The following is a 24,500-nucleotide window of genomic DNA, read 5'->3' as shown; positions in this document are numbered from 1 at the left end:
GTCAGCCCCTCACGCCGTTGGTGACGTATCGGCTCAGCAGGTTCGTCATGCGGGTCATGACGGCCAGCAGCTCGGCTGACTCCTGCGACTTGGCTTGATCGTTCGCCACGACGGTCTGCACCAGCTGCTTGAGCTGCTGCATTTCAGCGGCCATGTTCGTGCCACCGCTCCCGTTGGCCGCACCGCCTGTGACCTCAACCTGCACCGTCCGCAGCGCCTCGACGATCTGCTGGCGGATCGCCTCGTATTCCGCAGAACCGGCGAAGTAGCTGCGGGCATACTCGGCATAGGCCGTACTCTCGGCGCCGAACCGGCCGATTGCGGCGGCATCGCCCGCAGCGGCCTGTGCGTAGGTCGATTGGTAGGAAGCCTTCAAGCCGGCAAAGGTGCCGGATGGGTCGAGGTTCGAGAGATTGCCGCCTGGCATCAGGCGCGCGATGGCATCCTCGAGCTGAGAGACCGCGCCGCCATAGAGTTCGTTCTTCAGCGCGGCTTCCTTGCGGAGCAGCGCCTCATTGACCCGCGCCATGTCGACGACGACGTCGGTGTGCTCGGCGATGTAGGCGGTGTTCGCGAGGATCGACTGCTTCTCGTCCTCCCAGGCACGCAGCTGAGCCGCGATGGGATTGATGAGATTGTCGATGTAGTCCTGGCCGAGCCGTTCCGTTTGCTTCTTCTGCTCCGCGATGACGGGTTCCAGTGAGAGACCGAGCTTCTTCGCGGTGTCGGTCATGTCGCCGAACTGCTTCTCCAGCTCGCGGAACTGCGCCCGGACCGTGAGCGCGCCCTTGCCGAGACGCTCATAGACCTCGTCGACGAAGACGATGCTCTCCGCGGTCTCCTTGATGCCCATCGAAGCCGCGCGCATGTGCTCCAGCGCGCCCTTCATGGTGTCCGTGATCTCGCCGACGGCACCGGACAGGATCGACCGGATCGCGACCTGCGCGCTGCCCGTATCGAGCATGTCGGACATGTTCATCCGCCAGGCTTCGCGGTTGCCGTTGGGATCGACGAGGTGCGTGGCGTTCGAGGTATAGCTCCAGTCCTTGCCCTGGGCGGTCCAGCTGGAGAGGTTCAGGCCCCAGACCTTCGAGGCATCCTTCACGCCGCCCATAAGATCGAACACCGAATCGATGCCCGCCGTGGTGCCGCGCAGCGCGCTTTCCGATTGGCCGGAGTTGGCGCCGGAGCCGTAGGCGCCGCCGGTCGTGTACCAGCCGCCGCTGCCGTAGCGCAGGTTCGCATTCGTCGAGCTGTGGGTGCGGGTATCGCCCTCGCCGAACAGGCTGGGCACGATGCTCGACAGGATGCTGATGATCGGGCCGGCGATCTGGCCGATGCCGGGGATCAACGACACGCCGGCGCCGATGATGCTGCCTATGCCGCCGATGGTCTTGCCGGTGTTCCCGTTCGCCGTGGCCAGGTTGTAGATGCCCATGCCGGCGCCGGCGAGCGCTCCCAGCCCCTGCCCGATACTGATGCCACCCAGGCCGCCGATGCCCGAGGCCGACGCGCTGGCGCCGGTCTGCCCGCTGGCGAGCAGGTCACCCACGCTGGCGAACCCGCCCGATGGCGTAGAAGACGGGAAAAGCGACGCGATGGGCTGGCTGAAGAAGCTGCTGCCGCCGCCGAACAGGCTGCCCAGCCCGCCGCCACCGCCAGCCACAGCGGGCCCGCTGATGCTCTGGCCATAGCCGAGGCTCGACGCCGTCGCCGGGCTCACTAGCCCGATCGATGCCAGGCCGCCGACCAGGGACCCCATCATCGGCCGCATGATCGCCAGCGAGGCAAATTCCGACACCATGCGGCGCACGATGCTGATGCCGATCTGCCCGAAATCGATGACGGCCGCTTTGCCCTGCTGCAGCCCTTCGAGCATCTTGTCGATCCAGTCGGCGGTGCTGCTCTGGATGTTCTCCAGCGCGCTCTTCAATGGCGCCGTCCACAGTTCATTCGAGCGCTTCAGCTCCTCGCCTTGCAGCTTCAGCCGCTCATTGGTCTCCACCACGGCGATGCGATCGGCGATGTCTTGCTTGTTGTCAGCGAGGCCCTTCTCCCGGACCTCCTGCATCGTCTTTAGGACGGCCAGTTCCTTCGCCCGCACCTCCGGCAGCGCGTTGGCAAGGCGCAGCTCCGCCTCGAGCAATTCGTTCTGATCCCGCAGCGAAGCGGTGCCGCCTCGAAAATCGCCGAGGTTCTTGAGCTTGAGCGTTTCGAGGCCGGCCTTCTCCAGCGAATCGGCGAGCGCCTTCGCCGCGCCCGAATTGTCGTTGGCCGTTTTCGAGAAGACATCCTGCGAGGTCTTCAAGGCCTTGAAGTGGACCTCCATTTTCGCGATGGCGTCGGCGCCCTGATTTGCGACCTCGGCGAAGGCGCGGGCCTGATCAAGTTCGCGCTGCGCATCTTGCAGGGCCTCAGCCAGGCGGTTGCCGTCGCCGCCGTCCCCCTTCGGTTTCAGAGGCGACGCCGGCGGCCGCTTGATGACGAGACCGATGTTGTCGGGATCGTCCGCCAACGCCGGCAACGACTTGCCGCCAACATTGGTGACTTGGATAGCTCGCTCGATCTCCGAAATGCGGCCGAGCCTAGCATCGAGGAAGGTCTGTTCGCGATTGCGCGAGGCATTGGCGAGCAACCCGGTTCCGGTGATCTTGTCGAGCCTGTCGCGGGACTCCTTGGCCTCTTTCTGCAGGATCTGCAGTTCCAGCGCCTGCTTTTGCGGCCCGAAATCAGGACTGATGACGCTACCCATGAACGACAGCAGCGAGCCGCGGCTCTCGCGCGCCGCCGCGGTGATCTTGCCCAGCGATCCCGCAATGGCATCCAGCACACCGATGATCGTCGGACTCGCGTTCGACATCTGATCCATGGCGCCGCTGAGTTCGGTCCATCGCGTCTTCACGCCGGCGAGTGCGCTGCCCATCGTCCGGGTGGCGCTGTCAGCCTGCACCTTCGTCTGGTCGAAGCCCTTCAAGAGGCCGTCGAAGAATGCACGCGAGGTCACGTTGCCGGCGACGATCTCGGCGCGGAGCTTGGCGACCGAGCCGCCCATGCCGTCGATCCCGCGCGCCGCGGCCTGGGCGATCGGTAGCGCGCCCTCGAGGATCGAATTGAATTCTTCGGCCCTGACGACACCGGCCCCCATGGCCTGTGATAGCTGCAGGAGCGCGCCTGAGGCTTGTTCCGCCGAGCCGCCCTGCACCTTGAGCGCGTCGGTGACGCCGCCCACGAACTTGAGCATGTCTGCCTGCGACGCTCCCAGCTCGCGACTCGTCATCGCGACGCGGCCGTACATCTGGCCCAGCGCTTCGACTTCGACGCCGTTTCGAGCCGCCATGTCGAAGAGCCGCTGCTGGACACCAGCAAGGGCCTCACCCTGGATGCCGGCGACGCGGAGGCTGTTGCCGAAGCGCGTCACACTGTCGGCCGCTCTCAGGAATTCGAGGCCCACCATCCCCGCAGACAGCGCGCGAAGGGCGCCGCCGATTCCACCCAAGGCGCGCTCTAGCCGATCCATCGCCGAGCCCATCGAGTTCGTGCTTCGCTCGACGGCGGCAAGGGCGCGGGTGGCTTCGTCGCCGCCGGACCTGGCGCCACGGGCATCGATAACGATTCGAATGACTTTGGTGGTGCTGCCTTCAGCCATGCGGCGCGCCCTTGTGGTGGATCACCACATTGTCGCTATCGACGGGCCCGCTGCACGACATGACAGCCGCGCGAGGGCATTCAGCTTTGCCGCCGTTTCCCCGTGTTCGCCAACGATGGACCGCCGGGCCCGATCAGATCACCAAGAGCCCGTCCGGCCGGTCGTCGCCCTCATAGACCGACCGCAGGCTGGCACCCGATGCCGCCTTGCCGATCGCCATGGTCATCGCGACCAGGCCATCGATTCGGCCCGTCGATTTCTGTTTGTCGAGCTTCCGGTTTCCGGCGGGGTCGCTGGCCGTCTTCGCATTCGACGCGCACATCGTGAGCACTGGATGGCTGCCGTGCCGGATCCTGGCCTCGAATATCAGCCGCTCCAGGACGTCGATCGATGGCGACATGTCCTTGAAGCCCTGGCCGTGCGGCACCAGCACCACATCGCAGCCGATGGCGTCGAGCTCGCGCCGCAGATCCTCGATGCGCCAGCGATCGTATGCCAGCGCCTCGATGTTGTACTGGCCGTGCAGCTCGGCGATCTTCAGGGCGACCGCATGAGGATCGATCGTCCGGCCGGGGCTGGTCAGCAGGTAGCCTTCCTCAGCCCAGCGGACATAGGGCACGCGATCGGTGTCCTCGCGCTCGCGGAGATCGTCGGCCGGAAGCCAGAAGAATGGCAGCACGTCGAAAGACCCGTCGTCATCTTCGAAGGTCAGCACCAGCGCGGTGAGATCGCGGCTCTGGGAGAGGTCGAGGCCAGCGAAGCACTGTCGCCCCTTCAGGTGCTCGACCTCGACGGCGCCACCGCAGGGCTTCCACACCGCGGCCGACAGGAATTGAGCGGTGGTGTCGACGCGCTGGTTCAGGATCAGGTTTCGGAAGGCCGCCGCCTTGCTCGGCATCCTCTGTGCCTGCAGCGCCATGCGCTGGACGTCCTCCAGCGACCGGAAATCACCCAGGGCGGGATTGGCCAGCTTCCAGGTCTCCCGCACCCACGGGTCGGCCTCAGGTGGTGCCGTGAACAGGGCCAGGTAAAAGCTGGGATCGTCGACCTCACCGCGCTGGCCCCTGAGACCGTAGTCGATCAGCTGCGACAGCGGGGCCTCGTCGCGCGCCGCCTGCGTCGAGATAACCATCATCAGGGGCTCGGCACGGGCACCCATGGCGGTGTCGAGCACGTCGTAGAGGTCGCTGGTCGAGGCCTGGCCGTACTCGTCGTAGACCACGAAGCTGGGCGACAGGCCGTGCTTGGTCCCGACGTCGGCCGACAGCGCGGCATAGATCGTGCCGGTCCCACCGGCCTCCTCGAGGTCCTCCAGCTCCTTGGAATGCCGCCGGATCGATACTCGGTCCGCCAGCCAGGGCGTGCGGGTAATGATCGCGCAGATTTCAGAGAAGGTTCGGCCGGCCTGAAACCGGTCGTTGGCCGCGCTGTAGACCTCGCCGCGGGCCTCTGCTTCAGGCCCGGCGATGTGACAGAGCGCCAGGCGGGCGGCGATATCGGTCTTGCCGTTCTTCCGAGCCAGGCTGAGCACCGCCGTCCGGACCTGCCGGCGACCCGCCCGGGTGGTCTTGTAGATGCGACCGATGATCTTCCGCTGGAATGGCCGCAGGCGGAATCGCGTGCCAGCCAGGGCGCCGCTGGTCACCGGGAGCGATTCGACGAACCGGATCACCCGTTCGGCCCGGGACAGGCCGGGCTCGTCCCAGGGGTGTTTTTGCGGCTCCTGAGGGGCCGCCGGCGGGTCGCCGGGCTTCCGCCGCAGCGCCTTGGCGCCCGGTCCCCGGAGGCCCATTACTGCCTCGGAAACTTAGTGCGCGAACGAGGACCCCCGCGGTCGCGGTCCCCTGCCGAAAGTTTAGGGCCGGGGGTCGCCCCGCCGTCCCATGCCAGCCAGGGGTGCCCGGGATCGCGTGGCGTGCCGTCAGGCAGGCAGCCCACTGCCCGGGGTGCGGCGTTGCCGCTGGCACTCCTGCGGTTATGGCAGGGCCCGCAGAGGCCACGTAGGTTATCGAGGCTGTCGGCGCCGCCTTCGCTCCGGGGCACGACATGATCGGCATGGCTGGAGGGCTGGCCGCAGCCCCGGGTAACGCACATCGGGTCGCGCGCCAACGTCGCGGCCCGCAGCCGCCTCCACTCGCGCGACCGATAGAATGGATCGCTCACAGGATCGTAGGAGCCCGGTAGTCGGCCAGGGCCGCCTCGACATGGGCCAGGAGACCGTCACCGCTGATGCCGTGTCCTCCGGCGACGCCGTATGTGACGCTGTAGACGTCCGGCACCTGCTCGCTCAGCAGCGTCTGATCCCGGGTGCGGCTCTCATACATCGCCTTGACCTGATCGATGACGGCCGCCTCGAGGTCCGGAGGAACCTGATCGGCACTCTCCAGCTGCCACCCGGCAACATACGTCACCACGATCTTGGCCCTCGACCATGGCACCGGGACATCATCGCTCAGACGCTCCAGGATGGCCCCGCCCCTCAGCCTGTAGCCCGTGGCGGACAGCGTGACGCCATCCTCGACCACCGATGAGATCGATGTCACCGGTATGCGCCAGGGCAGGAACAGCACCTCGTCACACGATCCACCACGCACCGGCCAAGTCGCCCTGCAGGTTTCCCGGCCGAACGTCGGCACGATACCGCTGGCATCCTTGGCGAGGTTGCAGTGCCGTGCGGCCCTGGCGCTGACGCGATCGATCATCGCCTCGATGAGGGCGGTGTCAGTGGTGGCGCCACCGAACCGCACCGCCTGCACCTTGGCGGCCGTGGTCAGCCGGCGCGCTGCGGCATTCGCAGCGGGCGACGTGACCTCGAACATCGGATCGCGGGACATCGCCGCTTAGGCCGGCGGGTTCGCGGTCGGGCGCGAGTACGGCATGCCGAGCACCGCCATTGCCGAGATCGGCGCGTTGCCGGCGTTGCCTGAGGGCGTCAGCGTCAGGCGGGTGTAGCGCTTGTTCCCGACATAGCCGAGCTTGCGGCAGACGCCGTCATTGGCCTGCGTCAGGCTCGCCAGGGCCTCGCTCCCGATGAGATCGGCGTCAGCCACGGCATTCGCCCCGCTCATGCCGCTGTCGTCGCTCTCCTCGAGCAGAGCCGTCCAGGTGGCACCGGCATCGGCCAGCGTGCCGGTCTGGATCAGGTACGTGAGGGAATCGTAGCCGAGCCGATCGATGATCGCCCCGACCAGTGGGGTGTCGTCGGTGCCCACCGCCGGCGCTAGGACCGGCTTGGGCGTGATGTTGTTCGCCATGTCTCGCATTGAAGTCTCCGGGAAAGGGTGAAGGTGAAGGGGCGACCCGCTGTCGGACGGGTCGCCTTGTCGTCGATCAGCTCGTGCCGATCTTCAGCTTGCGGATGGCCTCGGGTCGGACGAGGCGGCCGCCGACACGCTTGCGGGCGTGGATCCGGGTCAGGCCAGAGGTCGCCTGCGTGTAGGGATCGACCAGGAAGGACATGCCGACGCGGTCGTAGATCCTGAAGGCCGTGGCGAAGTCGCCGAAGACCAGCGGATAGGTGCCGCCGCTGATGTCCGGCATGTCGGGCGCCTCGATGATGGGACGTCCCAGCAGCGTGGCCGGCTCGCCGTCGCGGATCGATGCGGTCCAAATGTAATTCTTGTCCGCATCCTTGAGCTTGCGCAGCTTGCCGATCGTGCTGCCATTGGCCATCCACACGCCGCGCGACCTGTAGAATGGATGAAGGGCATACATCAGATCGATGAGCCCATCGACGCCGCCGTCGGCATCGGCGATGACCGAAGCCGAGCCCGACACGCTGTAGGCAACGTTCGTATCGGACATGAAGCCCAGCGGCTTCTTGACACCGTCGCCGCCGACGAACGATGCACCCTCGAGGCGACCGAACTCCTCGGCGAGATCGAATGCGACCTCGGCGTTGATGTCGACGGCCGAGTCCTCCAGCAGCTTTTTCGAGACATCGACCCACGCCGCGATCTCGTCGACCGGGATTTCAACCTGGCCGTAGGTCGAGCCCGTCTCGGGCCGCGTCTCGGTTTCACCAACCCACCCCGCCGTGGGCTTGCCGGTGCGCCGCGGGATGATGACAGAGCCGGCGCTGGTCTGGCCGACACGGGCCGCGGCGCGCACCGGCGAGAACTGGACGAGGTTCTTGTCGACCTCGGCCGAGAATTCCGGCGGCGCGAGATAGCCGCCCGTGGTGTCGTTGGACACCCGGAGGGACTTGATCTCGTCGGCGCTCAGCGCGGCGTCGCCCTTGCGCAGGAACGTGGTGAATGCCTTGGCCTCGAGGCCGTCGCCCTCGCCCTTGTTCTCGGCGCCGGGGCGGTTGCGCTTCACGATCTCCTGATCGAGCTGGTCGCGAAGCTTCTTCACTTCGTCATTCACCAGCCCGAACTTCTCTTCCAGCGACACGCCGAGCGCGCGGATGGCGGCAATGGGATCGTCGCCGCCGTCCTTGTATTCGAACGGCGCGAGGTGTCGCTTACGACGGATATGGCTCATCGAATTCGCTCCTTGATGCGGTTGATTTCGGCCACGAGCGCCCGCGCGTGCTCTGCAGCGTGTTCTGACTTGACCCTCGATACCGTCGCGCGCGGATTCATCGGAAAGGCGAGGACCGAGATTTCGGGAAGGTCGATCTCTTCCAAGAGGCGTGTGCCCTTGCCGCGATCGAAGCGGTCCTTCAGCGACCGGTAGCCGATGCTGAGACCGTCGAGCGCACCGGCCTTCATCAGGACGTGCGTCTCGCGACCGCGCACGGTTTCCAGGATCAGGCGGCCCTTGGCGCGGAGGCCCTTCGAGTCCTCGACGAGCTCGGTCCAGATGCCGATGGGGTCGCCGGGATCGTGACCGCGGAGCATCTTCACCTTGCCGGCCGGCCGGCGCTGCAGCGACTTCGTAAAGGCGCCAGGCAAGACGATGTCGCGGCCGAGATCCTCGACGTTGAAGACCGAGGCATAGCCTTCGAATTCGCCCTCAGCCGTGACGGCCTTGACGTCGAACTCGAGCGAGTATCCGAAATCAGTTGCCTTTTCGCTCATGCCACCGCTCGCGGTTTCGGGCGCTGCTGCTGCGCCGGGTCAATGGGAGTGCTGGTCACGGCCGGGAACTCGTCACCGCCCGGGATCGGTGCGCGGTTTTCCATCGCGCGGATCTCGTTCGGCAGGATGATCCGCGACTGGACCGCTTGGGCGTACGCCGTGAACCTCGCCGCGATGTCTGCCTTGACCAAGTCGTCGACCAGGAACTCGGGGAAGTACGTCGCCTGTTCCTCGGTCGAGAGCAGCCGAGAGATCGCGCCCTGCCATAGCTTGGTCCACGGCATCACCGTGAAGGTCAGGAAGTTCTGGCTCATCTCGGTGGCGTTGCCCCAGGTGGCGCGACCGAAATCCTGCAGCAACGTCGGCGGCACCCGCAGTGCCCTGGCGATCTCGGTGACCTGAAACGCCCGCAGCTCCTGAAACTGCAGGTCGACGCTGTTGAAAGTCAGCGCTTCGAACTCGACACCATCCTCGAGGATCGCGGTGCCCCCGGAATTGCTGCCGCCATGCGCGCCGTTCCACGAGGCCTTGAGACGCTTGGCAGTCTCCTCGGCGAGCTTCTTCGCGCTCTTCAGCACACCGGAAGGCCTGCCACCTCGACTGAAAAGATTGGCCGCATGCTCTTCCATCGCCATGCAGAGGCCGATCGCCTCGCTGGCTTGCTTGATCGGCGCCATGCCGTCGAGCGCGGGAACGTGCAGCACATCCTGCCAGCGATAGGTCCGTGTGCCGCCGTTCTTCAGCGTGGTCTTGTAGACCGGCTCCAGGGTGTCGCGGTCGATCTCGATCGCCGTCGATCCCGCCGGCAGACGGATCAGCTCGACGATGCGGTCGCCGCTGCGATTGGCGAAGGCCAGGCCGGCGCCGTGAGTCAGGGCATCCTTCTGCAGGCCCATCACGAATTCAGCCGCCGAGGTCCAACCGTTCGGCCGATCGTGCAACAGTTTGCAGAGCGGATGATCCGTGGCCCGGGTTTTCGAGCCGTCCGCCGCGCGCTGGTACAGATGGATCGGCAGCGTGCCCATCGTCTCGGCGATGACGCGGACACCGGCATAGGCCGGCACACACCGCAGCGCGCGATCCGGCGAGACCATGATCCCGGCGGCCGTTCGCGATCCGGCATCGATCAGAGCCGACCAGGCATCGATCGATTTCCGTTCACTGCCGAAGAGCGCGCGCAACTTGCCGAACATTGGCGGCAAGTGTCGGCGCGGCCCGATGGCGGGCAAGCGATTGCTGCGGCGAGGGCTCAATCAGCATCGCCGCCGATGGATGATCTAAGCCGCCTTGTCCTTCACGTTGACGCGGGCGACCGGCGCCAGCTCGGCAGCGACCCAGGCATCGATGGCGGCGGGCTCGTAGAAGGGCGAGCCGTAGAGCTTCCCGTAGGGCGGACCGCGGCCGACGCAGGCCCATTTCGCCAACGTCGCCGGCGCGATTCTGATGCCGTGGCGCAGCTCGAGATATTCGGCTGCCTCCGTGCGTCGCAGGCGGGGCTTTCGGAGCCGGGCAGGCAAGGTGGTTTCGTCCCGATGTGGGCCGACAACAGCGGGGCCATCCATCATTCGCCTCTCTCTCCCTGGTAACTATATGCGTCCGCCCTCAGGTACACCCGAAGGGCCGATCGATGCCGTTTCGGGGCCAAAGCGTCCGCCCTCAGGTACAGTTTCGGGTGGACTGTCCGCTGTCGGGTACAGACTGTCCGCTGTCGGGTACGAACCGTCCTCCAGGACGGACCGAGAAATGATTTCTGGCACTCGCTGTGACTGCGGGGTCGGCACCCAGCGTTGGAAGTCCCGCGTGGCCGGCCGGTCGCCGTAAGGGAACTCGGTCAAGATCCAGGTCGTGGCCTTGCCCGTCTTCGCGCCCGCCTTGAAGTCGAAAGTGGCGCGATCACGCGGCTTGATGAATCCGCGGTCGTAGAGGTCGATGTACCATTCGGCCACGGAGCTTTTGCCGGCGCCTAGCAGCAGCGCCGCGTCCCGGATCGACAGGAACAGCTTGCCGTTGTTCGTCCGAGCCCCGCCGTAATAGAGGGCCTTCAGCTCGATCAGCAAAGCGCGCGCGCCATTGCACAGGGACCTATACGCCAGCGTGCGCATCTCGGTGTGATAGATGCGGACGTGTCGCGGTTCTTTCTTGCTGCGGCCCTTTATATCGACGCCGCGTCCGAGGCTGCTGGGCTTCCTCAGGCGGCGCCCCGTCGATCACGCCATAGCCGTGACAGCAGGTTCACGACGGCGATGATCTGCAGCTTGTCGCTGGCCACCTTCTCCGGGCTGCCTCGCCCGAGCTTCTCGATGGCGCTCGCGACGTGATCGAGGTGCTCGTCGAGATTATCCAGCAGGCTCGGCGTCGGGTTCTCGACCATTTCTTCCGCCGACGGGCCGCGCCTGAGCCGCCAAGGCTCTTGGCTTCGGGGAGGCGCCGCGCTGGGCGATGGCTTGCGGGCCATCAGGCGGCCGTCTTGACGGTCTCGCCCGCCAGCATCCGCTCGAAGGCGATGCGCGGCACGAAGTACTTCCTGCCGATCCTGATGTTCGGGATCTCGTTGCGCGCCAATGCGTCGTAGATCGCGTTCTTGCCGATGCGCAGCCGGGCTCGCGCCTCCTCGACCGTCAGGACATCGGGCTTCTCATCGGTCTTCTTTGTCATTGATGGGCTCCTTTTTCACCCGCTGAACGGAAGATATTAATGTTCGTCCCTTTCTGGTTTGACAAGGCCTTTATTTGCGTCACATTGGGGGATGAAAAAGAGGGATGCGCTAATGCCTAAGAAACCTCGCCGGGGTCGCCCGCCGCTGAAGCCTGACAGTCGACGTAGCTACAAGCTTTCGGTGACGATCCGAGAGAGGCTGCGCCGCCAGCTTGAACAATCGGCCGAAGAGGAAGGGCGCACGCTCAGCCAGGAGGTCGAATATCGGATTGAGCGCTCGTTCGAGCGAGCCGAACTAATGTGGGAAATGATGGAGTTGGCCTACGGCCGCGAAGCCGCTGCCCTGCTGGTCGTCATGGCGCGGGCAATGGCTGATGCTGGTCGCGCGTCCGGCTACAGGCACAGCCCGACCGGAAATGAGGGTGCTTCTTGGCTTGATGATCGCTTCGCCTACGAACAGGCCCAGAAGGCGGCCGCCACGATCCTTGAGAAGTTTAAGCCCCCCAAGTGGACGGAACAGCCCAATATTTCCAACGAACGGTTCCTCGAAACCATGCGCGTTCTGACGAAGTCCACCGACAGCAAAACTTGGGGCGAGTGGTTTGCTAAGAACGTCCTAGATGGACTGCGCGGCGAAGAGTCGACCGTGAAAGATCAACGCTGGATCAACCGGACGAAGGACATGCTGGGCCCGCTATTCGATCGGCTGCCGAAACCAGGGGCTGACATATGAAGGGCACCATCACCCGTCGCGGCAAGTCATCCTGGCGCCTGAAATTCGACGCACCATCCGCCGATGGGAAGCGCAACACGCAGTACGTCACCGTCAGAGGCGGCAAGAAGGATGCCCAGGCCAAGCTCAATGAGCAGCTCGCGGCGATCGGCAAGGGCACCTTCGTCGAGCCGTCCAAGCTCGCCCTCGCCGATCACATCCGGTCGCGCATAGACCTATGGCATTCTGCCGGCGAGATCGGACCCCACAGCTTCAAGCGCTACGGCGATATCCTCGACCTACACATCCGCCCGCACATCGGCGCGATCGCGGTGCAGCGTCTCTCGACCACCGATGTCGAGGGTTGGCACAAGAAGTTGCGCGACACGCCGCTGGCGCCGCGCACCGTCCGCCACTGCCATCGCCTCCTCTCTAAGGCACTGGCCGATGCCGTGAGGCACAAGATCGTCACCCACAACGTTGCCGGCAGAGAGGGCCAGCGGTCGCCCAAGGTGCCCAACGACGAAGTCGAGATCATCCGCGCTGGCGAGATCGAGGGCGTCGTCGAAAAACTTCGCGGAACGCCGATGTTCGCCCCTGCCATGCTGGCGCTGTTCTGCGGCCTCAGGGCCGGCGAAATCTGTGCCCTGCGCTGGGCGAACGTCGACCTCGACAAGAAGGTCATCCACGTCAGGGAGAGCGTCGAGGAGGTGCACGGCGAGCCGCTGGCCGTGAAGGCGCCGAAGACCAAAGCCGGTATCCGCTCGATCACCGCGCCGGACATCGTCATCGAAGCCCTTCGGGATCTCCGCCGGCAGCAGCTCGAGCTGCGGCTTGCGCTCGGCCTCGGTAAGCCTGGCGACGATGCGCTGGTCTATCCTGCTGGCCACGGCGGCATCAAGCGGCCGTCGAACCTTTCGCGCGACTGGCGGCGGGCCGATGCCGCAGACCTGCATTTTCACGGGCTGAGACACACGCATGCGTCGCAGTTGATCGCCGCCGGGCTTGACGTGGTGCTGATCAGCACGCGCCTCGGTCACGCTAAGCCGACGATCACGCTGGCGATCTATGCCCACCTTTTCGAGAAGGACGACGCCGCGGCGGCCGAAGCGATCAATCGGGCCCTCGGTGCCAGTCCGGTGCCAAAAAGGGGCTGAAAAGCCCGGAAACATTGGCGTGAACAGGAAGCATAGGGTTTCATGCGCGCATCATAGCCGAAGGCAGCCCCTCAGAAATCGAATCCCGGCAACGACAGCTGCCGTCCCCGTAACGGGAGGCGCCCAACGTGACGATGGATGCCCTTGCCGAGCAGGCTGTGCACGAGAACGATCTCGCGCGCCGTCCAGGCGATCGGCTTGATCGCGCGTGGCGGCAGGATCGTCTCGCTCCTCAACAGCGTCATGTGAGGCACGGATGGAGGCTTCTTTTCCGCGTCCGGCCGGACCAACACGTTGCGGAGTCCGATGGAAATCGCTTCGAGGTCGGCGCTTCCCTTGCCGCCGTACAACACCAGGGCTCCACGGCCGAGCGACTTCGCGCGCCTGAAGCAAATCTGGAACGGCGGTGCCTCGACGTCGCAGGCACGTTGTATGAGGGCGTCGATTTCCCCCGACGTCGGCGGCACGATGTCATCGCCGACATGCCACAGCGTGACATGCAGATGCTCAGGCAGGACGTCCGCGCCCGTGAGGCCGGTCTTTTCGCAGAGCTTCCGGCGTTCGCTGCAGATCGCTTCAACCGTCTTCTCGTCGGGAATCACGGCGAAGAACAGCCGATCGGTCGGCCGCACCGTAATCATTGCGTCGCTCGAAGATTTCAGCCCAGCGGAATCCGGGCGACGTGCCGATGCGTAGTCTGGCCGATGAGGCTGTGTACCAGCACGACCTCGCGGACCGTCCAGATGATCGGCTCGACCGGCTCGGGCTCGATGTGACGGCCGTCATGGAGCAGGGTCACGTGCGGCGTGTAGCGCCGGGCCGGCCGCGGCGTATCGTCGAGCGAATCGCAGAGGCGTTGCTGGAGGACTTCCATGCCGACCGTGGAGTCATCGCCCGTCAGCACGAGGGCCCCATTCGAGAAGCTCATCAGACGATCGAACCCGACGCGAAAGGACGGCATCACGATCCCACCGGCACGCGCCATCCAGCCGTCGATCTCGCCGGCATCCGGCAGGCCATGGCCTTCATGAACCGCGGCCAGGGTGACGTGGAAATGCCCGGCCTTCAGGAGCCGCCCCGTCAGACCGTGAGCGGCCCGCCAGGCAGCGGCGCGCTCGGAGATGCGTTCGGCCGTCTCGGCGTCCGGCAGGACCGCAAAGAACAGACGGTCGGTGAAGCTCTGCCGGGTGCGGCGCATCCCTGCATGACGCCGGTGGAGCCGGTCCATGCCCAGGCGCGAAGGACCCCGCTCCAACCGCGGGGCGAGCGGCGAGCGCGCTCCGTATGTTTCGATCGTCGCCCCGAAATGTGCGCCCACAGCCTGCCTCCTCAGCTATTTGTTCATGTTATGTTCTATATGGGGGTAAGGCAAGGGCTCGGGGCTGGGCCGAAACATTTGATACGATGGAAGCATGCAGATTCGCGGCTTCTACGAATTCGGCCATACGCTCGACGTCCTCGACGCCGACACCCATGGCTTCGCGCCGTTCGACGTCTCGTGCGTCGAATGGTTCTGGGCCTATGGCGACATGCACGACAGTTCGGCGGGGTTCGTGCTGAAGCTCCGTGACGGCCGGCGCGCCTACGTCGAATTCCTGCACTGGCACGGCTTCGAGCAGGACGAGGATTTCAGGATCGATGTCGAGATACTGGAAGGCACCGGGATGCCGGCCGCCCCCTTGCGAGAACCGATCGACCCGTCCGCGCCGTGGCCGCCGGGCGGCTGGTCGGACGAGACCGCGCATCTCGATCGCATGTTTGCCGCCGGCCGCGACGACTGACTTCGCCCCGTCCCGGACTTACTTCTTCTCGCGGTCTTAGTAGTCGACCGTGGTCTCGGCGCGGAACATCTTCCAGAGCTTCGTGGAGTTGCCGTTGCCGGCGACGATCGAGATCTTGCCGGAATCCGGATACTCGCAAGCGTCGAGCGGGACCCGGGTCGACACGGAGAGATAGCGCATCGTCTCCGTGCCCGTGTTGATGATCTGGTGTGCGACGTCCGCGCCGCCCGGCGGGCAGGCGATGACGTCGTGCCGCCGGATCGGATGGCGCTCGTTCCCGAACCGGAGTTCGCCCTCGCCCTCCAGGATGAGGAACATCTCCTCCTCACCGTGATGGCTGTGGAACGGGCACTGGGCCTTGCCCGGCGGCAGGACCGTGAGATTGTAGCCGAGGTTCCGGGCACCGATCCCGTCGCTGAACCGGGCGCGGCGGGAGGTGTAGAGGCCATCCTCCTCGACGTCGTCGAACGCCACGTCGTCGAGGTTCACGATCGGCTTCACCATGTCCGCCTCCGGATTGGGGGGATGCTCTTACTTGACGGTGATCTCCGCGCCGCCCAGCCCGACGAACTCGGTCCTGGCGACGCCGGCGGCCGGCAGGAACTGCGGCGGATGCACCGAACCGGTCAGGATCATGTCGCCGGCCTTCAGCTGCTTGCCGTTGGCGATCAGCCTGTTGGCGAGCCAGGCGAGCGAGATCATCGCGCCGCCCATCACGTTGCTGCCCGGGCCGGCGCCGATCTCCTTGCCCTCGAACTCGGAGCGTCCCTTCACGTTCACGAAGTCGGTCTTCTGCCAGTCCTTGATCTCGGTGCCGACGATGCAGGCGGCCTGCAGCACGTCGTCGGCAATGCGGCCCGGACCGCCCAGCTTGGAGACGTCGCCGTAGCGGTTCTCGACGACTTCCATGCCGCAATAGAGGTTGGACACGAAGGCCTGGATCGACTGGGCGGTATATTCCGTGCCGGTCGGCACGTCCTTGCCCATGCGCGCGACCATCTCGCATTCGACGCCGGCCTTGAGCGGCCAGCCCTTCTCGAACACGGCGCCGCTCTGCCGGATGCCGCTGGTGTAGATGCCGGCGAAGGCCGGACCCGAGAGCTTCAGCGGCTCGTACTGCGCGGGAACGGCGAAGGCCACCTTCCAGCCGGCGAGCTTCCAGCCGGCGGCCTCGAGCTTGTCGTGGACCGCGAACTGGACCTTGTAGGCATCGGCCTCGGAGAGGCTCGCCGTCGCATCCGCGAGCCAGTCCATCGTCGTCTTCGAGCGCCGGCCTTCGACAATACGGTCGGCGAGTGCGGCGATTTCCTTGGCGTCCACGGCAATTCCCTCCAGATTTGAGGGAGGGATAATTGCCGTGTCGCCGCGTCAGTGCAAGCGATGCAGCCCTGTTCAGGCCGCCTTCGCCGGCTGGTACTTGCCGTAGAAGCTCTCGCCCTTGGCGGCCATGTCGCGCAGGAGCTTCGGCACCTCGAACTGGGCGCCGTACTTCTTGGCGAACGCGTCGCACTCGGCGACGAACTTCTTGACGCCGACCTGGTCGATCAGGCTGATCGCCCCGCCGGTCTGCGGCGCGAAGCCCAGGCCCATGATCGAGCCGACGTCGCCGTCCTGCGGGTTGGTCAGCACGTTGCTCTCGAGGCAGCGCGCGGTGTCGACCGCCTGCACGTAGAGAAGACGCTTCTTGATCTCGTCCTCCTTGGCGCGCTTCTCCTCGCCCTCGCCGTAGAGCAGCTTGGGATCGGCCGGGAAGTACTTCTCCAGCTCCGGCCACAGGCGCTTCTTGCCGTCGGCCGGATACTCGTAGAAGCCCTTGCCGTTCTTGCGGCCGAAACGCTCCAGCTTCTTGACCATCAGCTCGAGGATGTCCTCGGTGCCGGCGCCTTCGAACTTCTGGCCGGCCGCCTCGGCGTCGCGCCGCGTCTGGTCCATGATCTTCCACGAGAGGTCGATGGCGACCTCGTCGTTGAGCGACAGCGGGCCCACCGGCATGCCGGCGTAGCGCGCGCAGTTCTCGATCATGGCGGCAGGCACGCCTTCCTTCAGCATGCGATGGCCTTCGCTGATGAAGGCGCCGCAGACGCGGGAGGTGAAGAAGCCGCGGCTGTCGTTCACGACGATCGGCGTCTTGCGGATCTTCTGGACGAAGTCGAGGGCGCGCGCGAGCGTCTCCTGCGAGGTCTTCTTGCCGACGATGATCTCGACCAGCGGCATCTTCTCGACCGGCGAGAAGAAGTGCAGGCCGATGAACTGGTCCGGCCGCGACGAGGCTTCGGCGAGACCGGTGATCGGCAAGGTCGAGGTGTTCGAGGCGAACACGGCGGTCTTCGGCAGCGCGGCCTCGGCCTTCTTCGTGGCCTCGGCCTTCACGTCGCGGTTCTCGAACACCGCCTCGATGACGAGGTCGCAGTCCTTGAGCGCGCCGAAATCGGGCGTTGCCGTGACCTTGGCCAGCATCGCGTCGGCCTTCGCCTGGTCGAGGCGCTTGCGCTTCACCAGCTTGGCGAGCTCGTCGGCGATGTGCGCCTTGCCCTTGTCGGCGGCCGCCTGGTCACGGTCGATCAGCACGATGTCGAGGCCGGCCTGCACCGAGACGGTAGCGATGCCCGCGCCCATCAGGCCGGCACCCAGCACGCCGATCTTCTTGTATTCCTGCTTCGGCACGCCCTTGGGCCGGCGCACCAGCTTGTTGGCTTCCTGCAGGCCAAAGAACAGAGTGCGGATCATGCTCTTGGCGACGGGGTCGCGCAGCAGCGAGACGAAGTAACGCGTCTCGACCTTGAGGCCGGCATCGAACGGCAGCTGCAGTCCTTCGTAGACGCAGCTCATGATCGCCTTCGGGGCCGGATAGACGCCGTTGGTCTTGCCGCGCACCATGGCGCTGCCGCCGATGAAGGTCATGACGCCCGGCGGGCTCCAGACCTGGCCGCCGGGGAAGCCCGGCACCTTGAAGCCCTTGCGATCCCACGGCTGCACGGCGCGGCCGTCGATCGCCTTGGCGCCCTTGCCGGCATATTCCGGCACGACCTGCTCGGTCGCCGGCGCCGTCAGCCATGCCTTCGCACGGGCCAGCAGTTCGCCCGCCGGCACGACCTCGTGGATCAGCCCGAGGCCCTTGGCGGCGTCGACCGTGAGGTCCTTGCCTTCGAGCAGGATCGGCGCGGCGTTCTGCACGCCGATCAGGCGCGGAATGCGCTGCGTGCCGCCACCGCCGGGCAGCAGGCCGATCTTCACCTCGGGCTGGCCGACCTTGGTCTTCGGGTTGGCCGCGGCGATGCGGTAGTGCGTGGCGAGGCAGATCTCGAACCCGCCGCCCAGCGCCGTGCCGTTGATCGCAGCCACGACCGGCTTGCCGCCGGTCTCCTGGCGGCGGAACATCTTCTGCAGCTGGCTGAACTGCTCCATCAGCTTCGACGCGTCCGACGTGTCGAGGCCCAGGATCATCTCGAGGTCGGCACCGGCGATGAAGCTGTCCTTGCCCGACGTGATGATGATGCCCTTGACCTTGTCATCCTTGAGGGCGGTCTCGAGCGCACCGGCATAGGCCGTCATCGAGGCCTCGTTCAGCACGTTCATCGCGCGGTTCGGCATGTCCCAGGTAATGGTGGCGATGCCGTCCGAATCGACGTTGTAGTTGATCATGGTTGTAGTCCTTCAGTTCTTCGCTGGGGGCGCGCCACTCCAGTGGCGCGATCTTCCATTGCGGCCGGCGATGACGCGCGACTGGAGTCGCGCGCCCCCAGCCCTCAGACGCGCTCGATGATGGTGGCGGTGCCCATGCCGCCGCCGACGCAGAGCGTGGCGAGGCCGGTCGAGAGGTTGCGGCGCTCGAGCTCGTCGAGCAGCGTGCCCAGGATCATCGCGCCGGTGGCGCCCAGCGGATGGCCCATGGCGATCGCGCCGCCGTTCACGTTGATCTTGTCGTGCGGCATCTTGAGGATCTGCATGTAGCGCAGCACGACGGCGGCGAAGGCCTCGTTAAGTTCGAACAGGTCGATGTCGCTCACCGACATGCCGGCGCGCTTCAGCGCCTTTTCCGAGGCCGGCGCCGGGCCGGTCAGCATGATCGCCGGCTCCGAACCGATCGAGGCGAAGGAGCGGATGCGCGCGCGCGGCTTCAGGCCGGCCTTCTCGCCGAACTCCTTGGAGCCCACCAGGATCGCGGCAGCGCCGTCGACGATGCCCGAAGAATTGCCGGCATGGTGCACGTGATTGATCTTCTCGACCTCGGGATAGCGCTGCTGCGCCACCGCGTTGAAGCCGGGCATCATCTCACCCTGCATCTTGAAGCTGGGCTCCAGCGCGGCCAGCGTCTGCATGGTCGTGGTCGGGCGCAGGAACTCGTCGCGTGCCAGCAGCTCGATGCCGTTCTGGTCGTGAACCGGGACGATCGACTTCTTGAAGTAGCCGGCATCCCAGGCGGCCTTGGCCCGCCTCTGAGACTCGACGGCGTAGCTGTCGACGTCGTCGCGGCTCATGCCGTACTTGGTGGCGATCAGGTCGGCCGAAACGCCCTGCGGCACGAAGTACATCGGGATCGCCACGGCCGGGTCGACCGCCCAGGCGCCGCCGTCCGAGCCCATCGGCACGCGGCTCATGCTCTCGACGCCGCCACCGATCGCGGCCTGGCTCTGGCCGGACATGACCTGTGCCGCCGCCATGTTGGTGGCTTCGAGGCCGGAGGCGCAGAAGCGGTTGACCTGCACGCCCGACACGGTCTCGGCATAGCCCGCCATCACCGACGCGGTGCGCGCGATGTCGGCACCCTGCTCGCCGATCGGCATGACGCAGCCCAGCACGATGTCGTCGACCATGTGCGTGTCGAGATTGTTGCGGTCGCGCAGGGCCTGCAGCGCGGTGACGGCCAGGCGCACCGGCGTCACTTCGTGGAGGGATCCATCCTTGCGGCCCTTGCCGCGCGGGGTACGAACGGCGTCGTAGATGTATGCGTCGGTCATGTCGGTCTCCTATTCGATAGTTCAGATTACCCTTTGACCTCACCCTGAGGAGCGGTCCCCCTCGAATACCTCGGGGTAAACTCCGGACCGCGTCTCGAAGGGTGGGAACCAGTCTTGGTGTTGCCCATCCTTCGAGACGCCGCGCGAAGCGCGGCTCCTCAGGATGAGGGTGGTCAGTCAGAGCGTGCGCCCAATGAGTTCCTTCATGATCTCGTTGGTGCCGCCGTAGATCTTCTGCACGCGGGCGTCGGCGTAGAGGCGCGCGATCGGGTATTCCCACATGTAGCCGTAGCCGCCGTGGAACTGCAGGCACTCGTCGATCAGCTCGCACTGGAGTTCGGTCGTCCAGTACTTGGCCATCGCCGCGGTCGCGACGTCGAGCTCGCCCTTGAGATGCTTGGCCACGCAGTCGTCGACGAAGACGCGTGCGATATGGGCCTTGGTCTTGAGTTCGGCCAGCTTGAAGCGCGTGTTCTGGAAATCGATGATCTGCTTTCCGAACGCCTTGCGCTCCTTCACGTAGGCGAGCGTATGCTCCAGCGCCGCCTCGATCGCCGCCACCGCCTGGATGGCGATGACCAGCCGCTCCTGCGGCAGCTGCTGCATCAGCTGCACGAAGCCCATGCCCGGCCCGCCCAGCAGGTGATCCGCCGGCACCCTCACGTCCTGGAAGAACAGCTCCGACGTGTCCTGCGCCTTCATGCCGATCTTCTCGAGATTGCGGCCGCGCTTGAAGCCCTCGCTCTTCGTCTCAACGGCGATCAGCGATGTGCCCTTGGCGCCGAGCGCCGGATCGGTCTTGGCCACCACGATCACCAGGTCGGCGAGCTGGCCGTTCGAGATGAAGGTCTTCGAGCCGTTGATGACCCAGTGGTTGCCGTCCATGACGGCCGTCGTCTTGACCGCCTGCAGATCGGAGCCCGTACCCGGCTCGGTCATGGCGATGGCCGTGACGAGTTCGCCGGAGCAGGCCTTCGGGATCCACTTCTTCTTCTGCTCTTCCGTGCCGTAGTGGAGCAGGTAGGGCACCACGATGTCGTTGTGCAGCGAGAAGGCCGGCCCCGAGGCCAGCGCCCGTCCCTGCTCCTCGATCATGATGGCGCTGTAGAGGAAGTCGCCGCCGGCGCCGCCATAGGCCTCGGGCATGGTCATGCCTAGAAGCCCCTGCTCCCCGGCCTTGCGCCACAGCTCCCGCGGCACGATCCCCTCTTTCTCCCACTTCATGTGGAACGGGGTCACTTCCTTCTCGAAGAAGCGCCGGCAGGTCTCACGGAACATCTGGTGTTCTTGCGTGTAATGCGCGGCCAGAGCGGCAGTCACGAGCATCGTCCTCCAACGATCGGTAGGGTCAGTCTTCTTGAGAGGACTGTGAGCCGCCGGCGGTTCGTCCGCCAGCCCAAGGTAGGTAGTTTACCTTTACGTAAACGTCAACGGCGGTTAGGAGGGTGACCATGACCATCGAAAATGAAGACCAGCTGGAGAAACTGCGTATCATCGGCCGGCTGGTGGCGCGCACCCTGGCGGCCATGGGCGGGGCGCTGGAGCCCGGCATGACCACCAAGGAGCTGGACGATATCGGCCGCGCTTTGCTGGAGAAGGAAGGCGCCCGTTCGGCCCCGGAAGTGACCTACGGATTCCCGGGCGCGACCTGCATCTCGGTGGGCCCCGACTGCGCCCACGGCATCCCGGACGATACGGTCATCAAAGCCGGCGACCTGATCAACATCGACGTCTCGGCCGAGCTGGACGGCTTCTTCGGCGACACCGGCGCGAGCTTCGCCGTCCCGCCGACCAGCCCGCGCATCGAACGCCTCTGCGAGGACGGACGGCGCGCCATGTGGGCCGGCATCCGCGCCGTGAAGCCGGGCGCGCGCCTGAACGAGGTCGGCCGCTCCATCGAGGCCTTCGCCCGGAAGAAGGGCTACAGCCTGGTGCGCAACCTGGCGAGCCACGGCGTCGGACGGTCGCTGCACGACGAGCCGTCGGAAATCCCCACCTGGTACGAAAAGCACGACCGCCGCCGCGTCACCGAAGGCCTCGTCTTCACGATCGAGCCCTTCCTGTCGCTGGGGGCCGACCATGTCGAGGAAATGGACGATGGCTGGACGCTGCGCCCGCCGGGGCGCGAGGCTACGGTGCAGTACGAACACACGCTGGTCGCGACGCGCCGCGGACCGTTGATCCTGACCCTCGCCTAGAGTCTTTCGGCTTCACGTCGACCCGCACCACCTCATCCTGAGGAGCGGCCGCAGGCCGCGTCTCGAAGGGATCGGCAACAGGCGTGGTGATCGTGCCCATGCTTCGAGACGCGCTCCGGAGTTTACCCCGAGGTATTCGAGGGGGGAGCGCTCCTCAGCATGAGGTTAGGGGTAGCGATCCTTCCAAACTCGAAAAGACTCTAAGCGCCGTCTCTACTTAACAGTCGGACAGAGGCGCGTCGGCAGGCGCGAGTCACAGACGCTGACGCTCTCGATGTACTTCTTCATCGTCTCCAGCCGCTCGGGCGTCGGCACCGACCGCACGGCGCGCTGCACGACATAGAAGCTGTCGTTGCCCTTGATCGCCTTCAGCACCGTGGTCTCGGGCTTGTTGGTCGAGGTGAGTAGCGGGCAGCGCAGCAGGATCGAGGCAGCGTCGTAGCCGTTCACCTTGCCGGTGGCGACCGGCGTCGCGGTACTGCCCTTGCAGGCCTCGGCCCACTGCTTTTGCATCAGGGCGAGAAACTGCGACGGTTGCAGATCCTTGCGGCCGAGGAAAACCTGGACGGTGACCATCTCCGTCCAGTTCTCCACGGTCTCCGAAGCCGGCACGAACTCCTGCATGTTCATGCCGTTCTTCGAATCCTTGAAGCCCAGCTTGAAGCCCTGCGGCATGCCCACGAGCAGGTTCTCGTCCTTGAGCTGCTGCGCCTGCAGCGCGCCGCCGGTAAGGCCCATCAGCAGGGCCACACCGGCCGCCGTCCACTTGCTCCGCATCGTCATCGGGTTCCCCTGCAATGGCTGCAGGGGAGTGAACGGCGTTTCAGCGGCACTGTTCCCTGCCGATCTCTACTCGACCGTCGTCGCGCTGAGGCCCAGCATCGCGCGGCGGCGCAGCCACTGGCTCGGGCGGTAACGGTCATCGCCGGTGATCGCCTGGATCTGCACCAGGATCTCATGGCACTCCTTGACGCCCAGCCAGTCGGCCAGCGCCAGCGGCCCGCGCGGATAGTTGAGGCCGAGCGTCATCGCCGTATCGACGTCGGCGGCCGAAGCGATGCCGATCATGGCCATCTCGCAGCCGAGATTGGCGATCATCGAACACATGCGCTGGGCGATGAAGCCGGGCGAGTCCTTGATCACCGTGACCTTGGTGCCGGACTTGGCGAGCAGCGCCACCGTGGCGTCGCGGATCGCGGGATCGAAGCCGGGCGCCATCATGATGGTGATGCGCTTGGAGACGTCGCCGGTCAGGTCGACCGCCACGGTGCGCTTCGGGTCGAGCCCGAGTTCGATCGCCGTCGTGGTGCAGTCCTTGCCAATCGGCGCCACGAGGATCGGACTCTTGCCGTCGTCAGCCGCCAGCATCTTCGCGCCGTCGGCATTCACCAGGCCCATCAGCTTGGTGTTGTGCGTGTCCATGATGACGACGCTCGACGCCGGCACGTGCGAGGTCGGATGGTCGGCCCCGGCGTCGATCTTCGCGCCCTTCTCGTCATAGGCGTACCAGCCGCCACCGGTCTTGCGGCCGAGCTTGCCGGCCGCATAGAGGCTTTCGTGATAGGGGCTCGGCGTCATGCGCCGGTCGTGGAAGAAGCCCTCATAGATGATCTTGCGCGCCGGGAAATTCACGTCGATGCCGGTGAGGTCCATCAGCTCGAACGGGCCCATGCGGAAGCCGCAGGTGTCGCGCATCACGGCGTCGACCTGAGACGGCGTCGCCCTGCCCTCCTGCATGATGCGCAGGCCTTCGGTGCCGATCGCGGTGCCGCCGAGATTGACCAGGAAGCCCGGCGTGTCGCCGACTACCACGGGAACGCGGGTCTGGCGCTTGCCCAGCGCCACCATGGCGTCGACCACCCACTGCGCGGTGTCGGCGGCACGGATGACCTCGACCAGCTTCATCAGCGGCACGGGATTGAAATAGTGCATGCCGCAGACCCGGTCGCGATGCTTCAGCGCGCGCGCGATCGAGGCGATGCGGATCGACGAGGTGTTGGAGGCCAGGATGGCGTTGGGCGCGATCACCGCTTCGAGTTCGCCGAACAGCTTCTGCTTCACTTCGAGATTCTCGAACACCGCCTCGACGACGACGTGGCAGCCCTTGAGGTCCTCGATCTTGTCGGCGACGCCGAGATTGGCGTCCGCCTTGGCGAGGTCGGCTTCAGTGAGTCGGCCCTTGGCGACCAGCCCCCTCAACGTGTCGAGGATCGCCGCCTTGGCCTTCGCCGCGCCACCGGGCGCCGCATCGAACATGATCGCTTTCATGCCGCCTTGCGCGGTGACCTGGGCGATGCCGCGGCCCATGGCGCCGGTTCCCACGACGCCGACGGTAAGATCGGGGCGGTTGATGTCGAGACTCATATCTA

General features: G+C 65.8%; 25 protein-coding genes. 4 read left to right on the top strand and 21 right to left on the bottom strand.

Translation table 11 applies throughout. The annotated features are described in order from the left end of the window. Window position 1 precedes the first annotated feature (1 nt). From Q0Q48_RS06420 to Q0Q48_RS06370, 12 genes are all read right to left on the bottom strand, one after another. Window positions 2-3,646 carry a tape measure protein gene (locus Q0Q48_RS06420; RefSeq protein WP_295135693.1) on the bottom strand — a complete coding sequence of 1,215 codons (3,645 nt, stop codon included), beginning with the start codon at window positions 3,644-3,646 and terminating at the stop codon, window positions 2-4. Between the two features lie 133 nt (window positions 3,647-3,779). Beyond that, window positions 3,780-5,438 (bottom strand): terminase TerL endonuclease subunit, encoded by a 1,659-nt coding sequence (locus tag Q0Q48_RS06415; protein WP_295135690.1) that lies wholly within the window; start codon window positions 5,436-5,438, stop codon window positions 3,780-3,782. Next, window positions 5,438-5,740: an HNH endonuclease signature motif containing protein gene (locus Q0Q48_RS28675; protein WP_366915273.1), complete on the bottom strand. Its 303-nt coding sequence runs from the start codon at window positions 5,738-5,740 to the stop codon at window positions 5,438-5,440. The genes Q0Q48_RS06415 and Q0Q48_RS28675 overlap by 1 nt, the downstream gene beginning before the upstream one ends. Before the next feature lie 65 nt (window positions 5,741-5,805). Beyond that, window positions 5,806-6,480: a hypothetical protein gene (locus tag Q0Q48_RS06410; RefSeq protein ID WP_295135687.1), complete on the bottom strand. Its 675-nt coding sequence runs from the start codon at window positions 6,478-6,480 to the stop codon at window positions 5,806-5,808. Between the two features lie 6 nt (window positions 6,481-6,486). Further along, on the bottom strand, window positions 6,487-6,909 hold the full coding sequence (locus tag Q0Q48_RS06405) for a hypothetical protein (RefSeq protein ID WP_295135685.1): 423 nt from the start codon (window positions 6,907-6,909) through the stop codon (window positions 6,487-6,489). A 67-nt stretch (window positions 6,910-6,976) separates the two neighbouring features. Further along, on the bottom strand, window positions 6,977-8,131 hold the full coding sequence (locus tag Q0Q48_RS06400; protein WP_295135682.1) for a phage major capsid protein: 1,155 nt from the start codon (window positions 8,129-8,131) through the stop codon (window positions 6,977-6,979). Further along, a complete protein-coding gene (locus Q0Q48_RS06395; protein WP_295135679.1) occupies window positions 8,128-8,670 on the bottom strand; it encodes an HK97 family phage prohead protease in 543 nt (180 codons plus the stop codon). Before Q0Q48_RS06395 ends, Q0Q48_RS06400 begins: the two co-directional genes overlap by 4 nt. Further along, window positions 8,667-9,863: a phage portal protein gene (locus tag Q0Q48_RS06390; RefSeq protein WP_295135676.1), complete on the bottom strand. Its 1,197-nt coding sequence runs from the start codon at window positions 9,861-9,863 to the stop codon at window positions 8,667-8,669. Before Q0Q48_RS06390 ends, Q0Q48_RS06395 begins: the two co-directional genes overlap by 4 nt. Before the next feature lie 84 nt (window positions 9,864-9,947). Beyond that, the gene (locus Q0Q48_RS06385) at window positions 9,948-10,187 is read right to left on the bottom strand and encodes a DNA-binding protein (protein ID WP_295135673.1); all 240 of its coding nucleotides are present in this window, start codon (window positions 10,185-10,187) and stop codon (window positions 9,948-9,950) included. 69 nt (window positions 10,188-10,256) lie between these two features. Continuing rightward, on the bottom strand, window positions 10,257-10,772 hold the full coding sequence (locus Q0Q48_RS06380) for a hypothetical protein (protein WP_295135671.1): 516 nt from the start codon (window positions 10,770-10,772) through the stop codon (window positions 10,257-10,259). Between the two features lie 86 nt (window positions 10,773-10,858). Then, entirely contained in the window at window positions 10,859-11,041 is a 183-nt protein-coding gene (locus Q0Q48_RS06375) for a hypothetical protein (RefSeq protein ID WP_295135669.1), read from the bottom strand. 83 nt (window positions 11,042-11,124) lie between these two features. After that, window positions 11,125-11,325 (bottom strand): helix-turn-helix domain-containing protein, encoded by a 201-nt coding sequence (locus Q0Q48_RS06370; protein WP_295135666.1) that lies wholly within the window; start codon window positions 11,323-11,325, stop codon window positions 11,125-11,127. 91 nt (window positions 11,326-11,416) lie between these two features. Here Q0Q48_RS06370 and Q0Q48_RS06365 point away from each other — a divergent pair, with 91 nt between their 5' ends. Further along, window positions 11,417-12,058 carry a hypothetical protein gene (locus Q0Q48_RS06365; protein WP_295135664.1) on the top strand — a complete coding sequence of 214 codons (642 nt, stop codon included), beginning with the start codon at window positions 11,417-11,419 and terminating at the stop codon, window positions 12,056-12,058. Continuing rightward, a complete protein-coding gene (locus Q0Q48_RS06360) occupies window positions 12,055-13,194 on the top strand; it encodes a site-specific integrase (protein WP_295135662.1) in 1,140 nt (379 codons plus the stop codon). Before Q0Q48_RS06365 ends, Q0Q48_RS06360 begins: the two co-directional genes overlap by 4 nt. Window positions 13,195-13,265: 71 nt before the next feature. On the opposite strand, the gene Q0Q48_RS06355 is transcribed toward Q0Q48_RS06360, so the two are convergent. Next, window positions 13,266-13,796 (bottom strand): 2'-5' RNA ligase family protein, encoded by a 531-nt coding sequence (locus Q0Q48_RS06355; RefSeq protein WP_295135660.1) that lies wholly within the window; start codon window positions 13,794-13,796, stop codon window positions 13,266-13,268. A 56-nt stretch (window positions 13,797-13,852) separates the two neighbouring features. Next, window positions 13,853-14,422: a 2'-5' RNA ligase family protein gene (locus Q0Q48_RS06350; protein WP_295135658.1), complete on the bottom strand. Its 570-nt coding sequence runs from the start codon at window positions 14,420-14,422 to the stop codon at window positions 13,853-13,855. Between the two features lie 184 nt (window positions 14,423-14,606). Between Q0Q48_RS06350 and Q0Q48_RS06345 the strand changes: the two genes are divergently transcribed. Next, complete coding sequence (locus Q0Q48_RS06345) at window positions 14,607-14,975, top strand: hypothetical protein (RefSeq protein ID WP_295135657.1); 369 nt, start codon at window positions 14,607-14,609, stop codon at window positions 14,973-14,975. A gap of 36 nt (window positions 14,976-15,011) precedes the next feature. On the opposite strand, the gene Q0Q48_RS06340 is transcribed toward Q0Q48_RS06345, so the two are convergent. The 5 genes from Q0Q48_RS06340 to Q0Q48_RS06320 all read right to left on the bottom strand — a co-directional run bounded on the left by Q0Q48_RS06340 (window position 15,012) and on the right by Q0Q48_RS06320 (window position 21,259). Beyond that, window positions 15,012-15,479, bottom strand: coding sequence for a cupin domain-containing protein (locus tag Q0Q48_RS06340; RefSeq protein ID WP_295135655.1), 468 nt, complete (start codon window positions 15,477-15,479; stop codon window positions 15,012-15,014). A gap of 27 nt (window positions 15,480-15,506) precedes the next feature. Beyond that, entirely contained in the window at window positions 15,507-16,295 is a 789-nt protein-coding gene (locus tag Q0Q48_RS06335) for a hypothetical protein (protein WP_295135652.1), read from the bottom strand. Between the two features lie 72 nt (window positions 16,296-16,367). Next, window positions 16,368-18,617, bottom strand: a complete 2,250-nt coding sequence (locus Q0Q48_RS06330; protein WP_295135650.1) for a 3-hydroxyacyl-CoA dehydrogenase NAD-binding domain-containing protein — start codon at window positions 18,615-18,617, stop codon at window positions 16,368-16,370. 104 nt (window positions 18,618-18,721) lie between these two features. Next, window positions 18,722-19,933 carry an acetyl-CoA C-acetyltransferase gene (locus Q0Q48_RS06325; protein WP_295135649.1) on the bottom strand — a complete coding sequence of 404 codons (1,212 nt, stop codon included), beginning with the start codon at window positions 19,931-19,933 and terminating at the stop codon, window positions 18,722-18,724. A gap of 177 nt (window positions 19,934-20,110) precedes the next feature. Further along, window positions 20,111-21,259 (bottom strand): acyl-CoA dehydrogenase family protein, encoded by a 1,149-nt coding sequence (locus tag Q0Q48_RS06320; protein ID WP_295135647.1) that lies wholly within the window; start codon window positions 21,257-21,259, stop codon window positions 20,111-20,113. Between the two features lie 125 nt (window positions 21,260-21,384). Here Q0Q48_RS06320 and map point away from each other — a divergent pair, with 125 nt between their 5' ends. Further along, window positions 21,385-22,131, top strand: coding sequence for a type I methionyl aminopeptidase (gene map, locus Q0Q48_RS06315; protein ID WP_295135645.1), 747 nt, complete (start codon window positions 21,385-21,387; stop codon window positions 22,129-22,131). Between the two features lie 213 nt (window positions 22,132-22,344). On the opposite strand, the gene Q0Q48_RS06310 is transcribed toward map, so the two are convergent. Together Q0Q48_RS06310 and Q0Q48_RS06305 are read right to left on the bottom strand one after the other, a co-directional pair. Further along, window positions 22,345-22,914, bottom strand: a complete 570-nt coding sequence (locus Q0Q48_RS06310) for a hypothetical protein (protein WP_295135643.1) — start codon at window positions 22,912-22,914, stop codon at window positions 22,345-22,347. A gap of 66 nt (window positions 22,915-22,980) precedes the next feature. Further along, on the bottom strand, window positions 22,981-24,495 hold the full coding sequence (locus tag Q0Q48_RS06305) for a 3-hydroxyacyl-CoA dehydrogenase (RefSeq protein WP_295135641.1): 1,515 nt from the start codon (window positions 24,493-24,495) through the stop codon (window positions 22,981-22,983). Window positions 24,496-24,500 lie beyond the last annotated feature (5 nt).

The organism is uncultured Reyranella sp. (assembly GCF_945957355.1).
Classification (GTDB): domain Bacteria; phylum Pseudomonadota; class Alphaproteobacteria; order Reyranellales; family Reyranellaceae; genus Reyranella.
The sequence above is the reverse complement of the archived record's forward strand: the minus strand, read 5'-3'. Positions and strand labels throughout refer to the sequence as shown.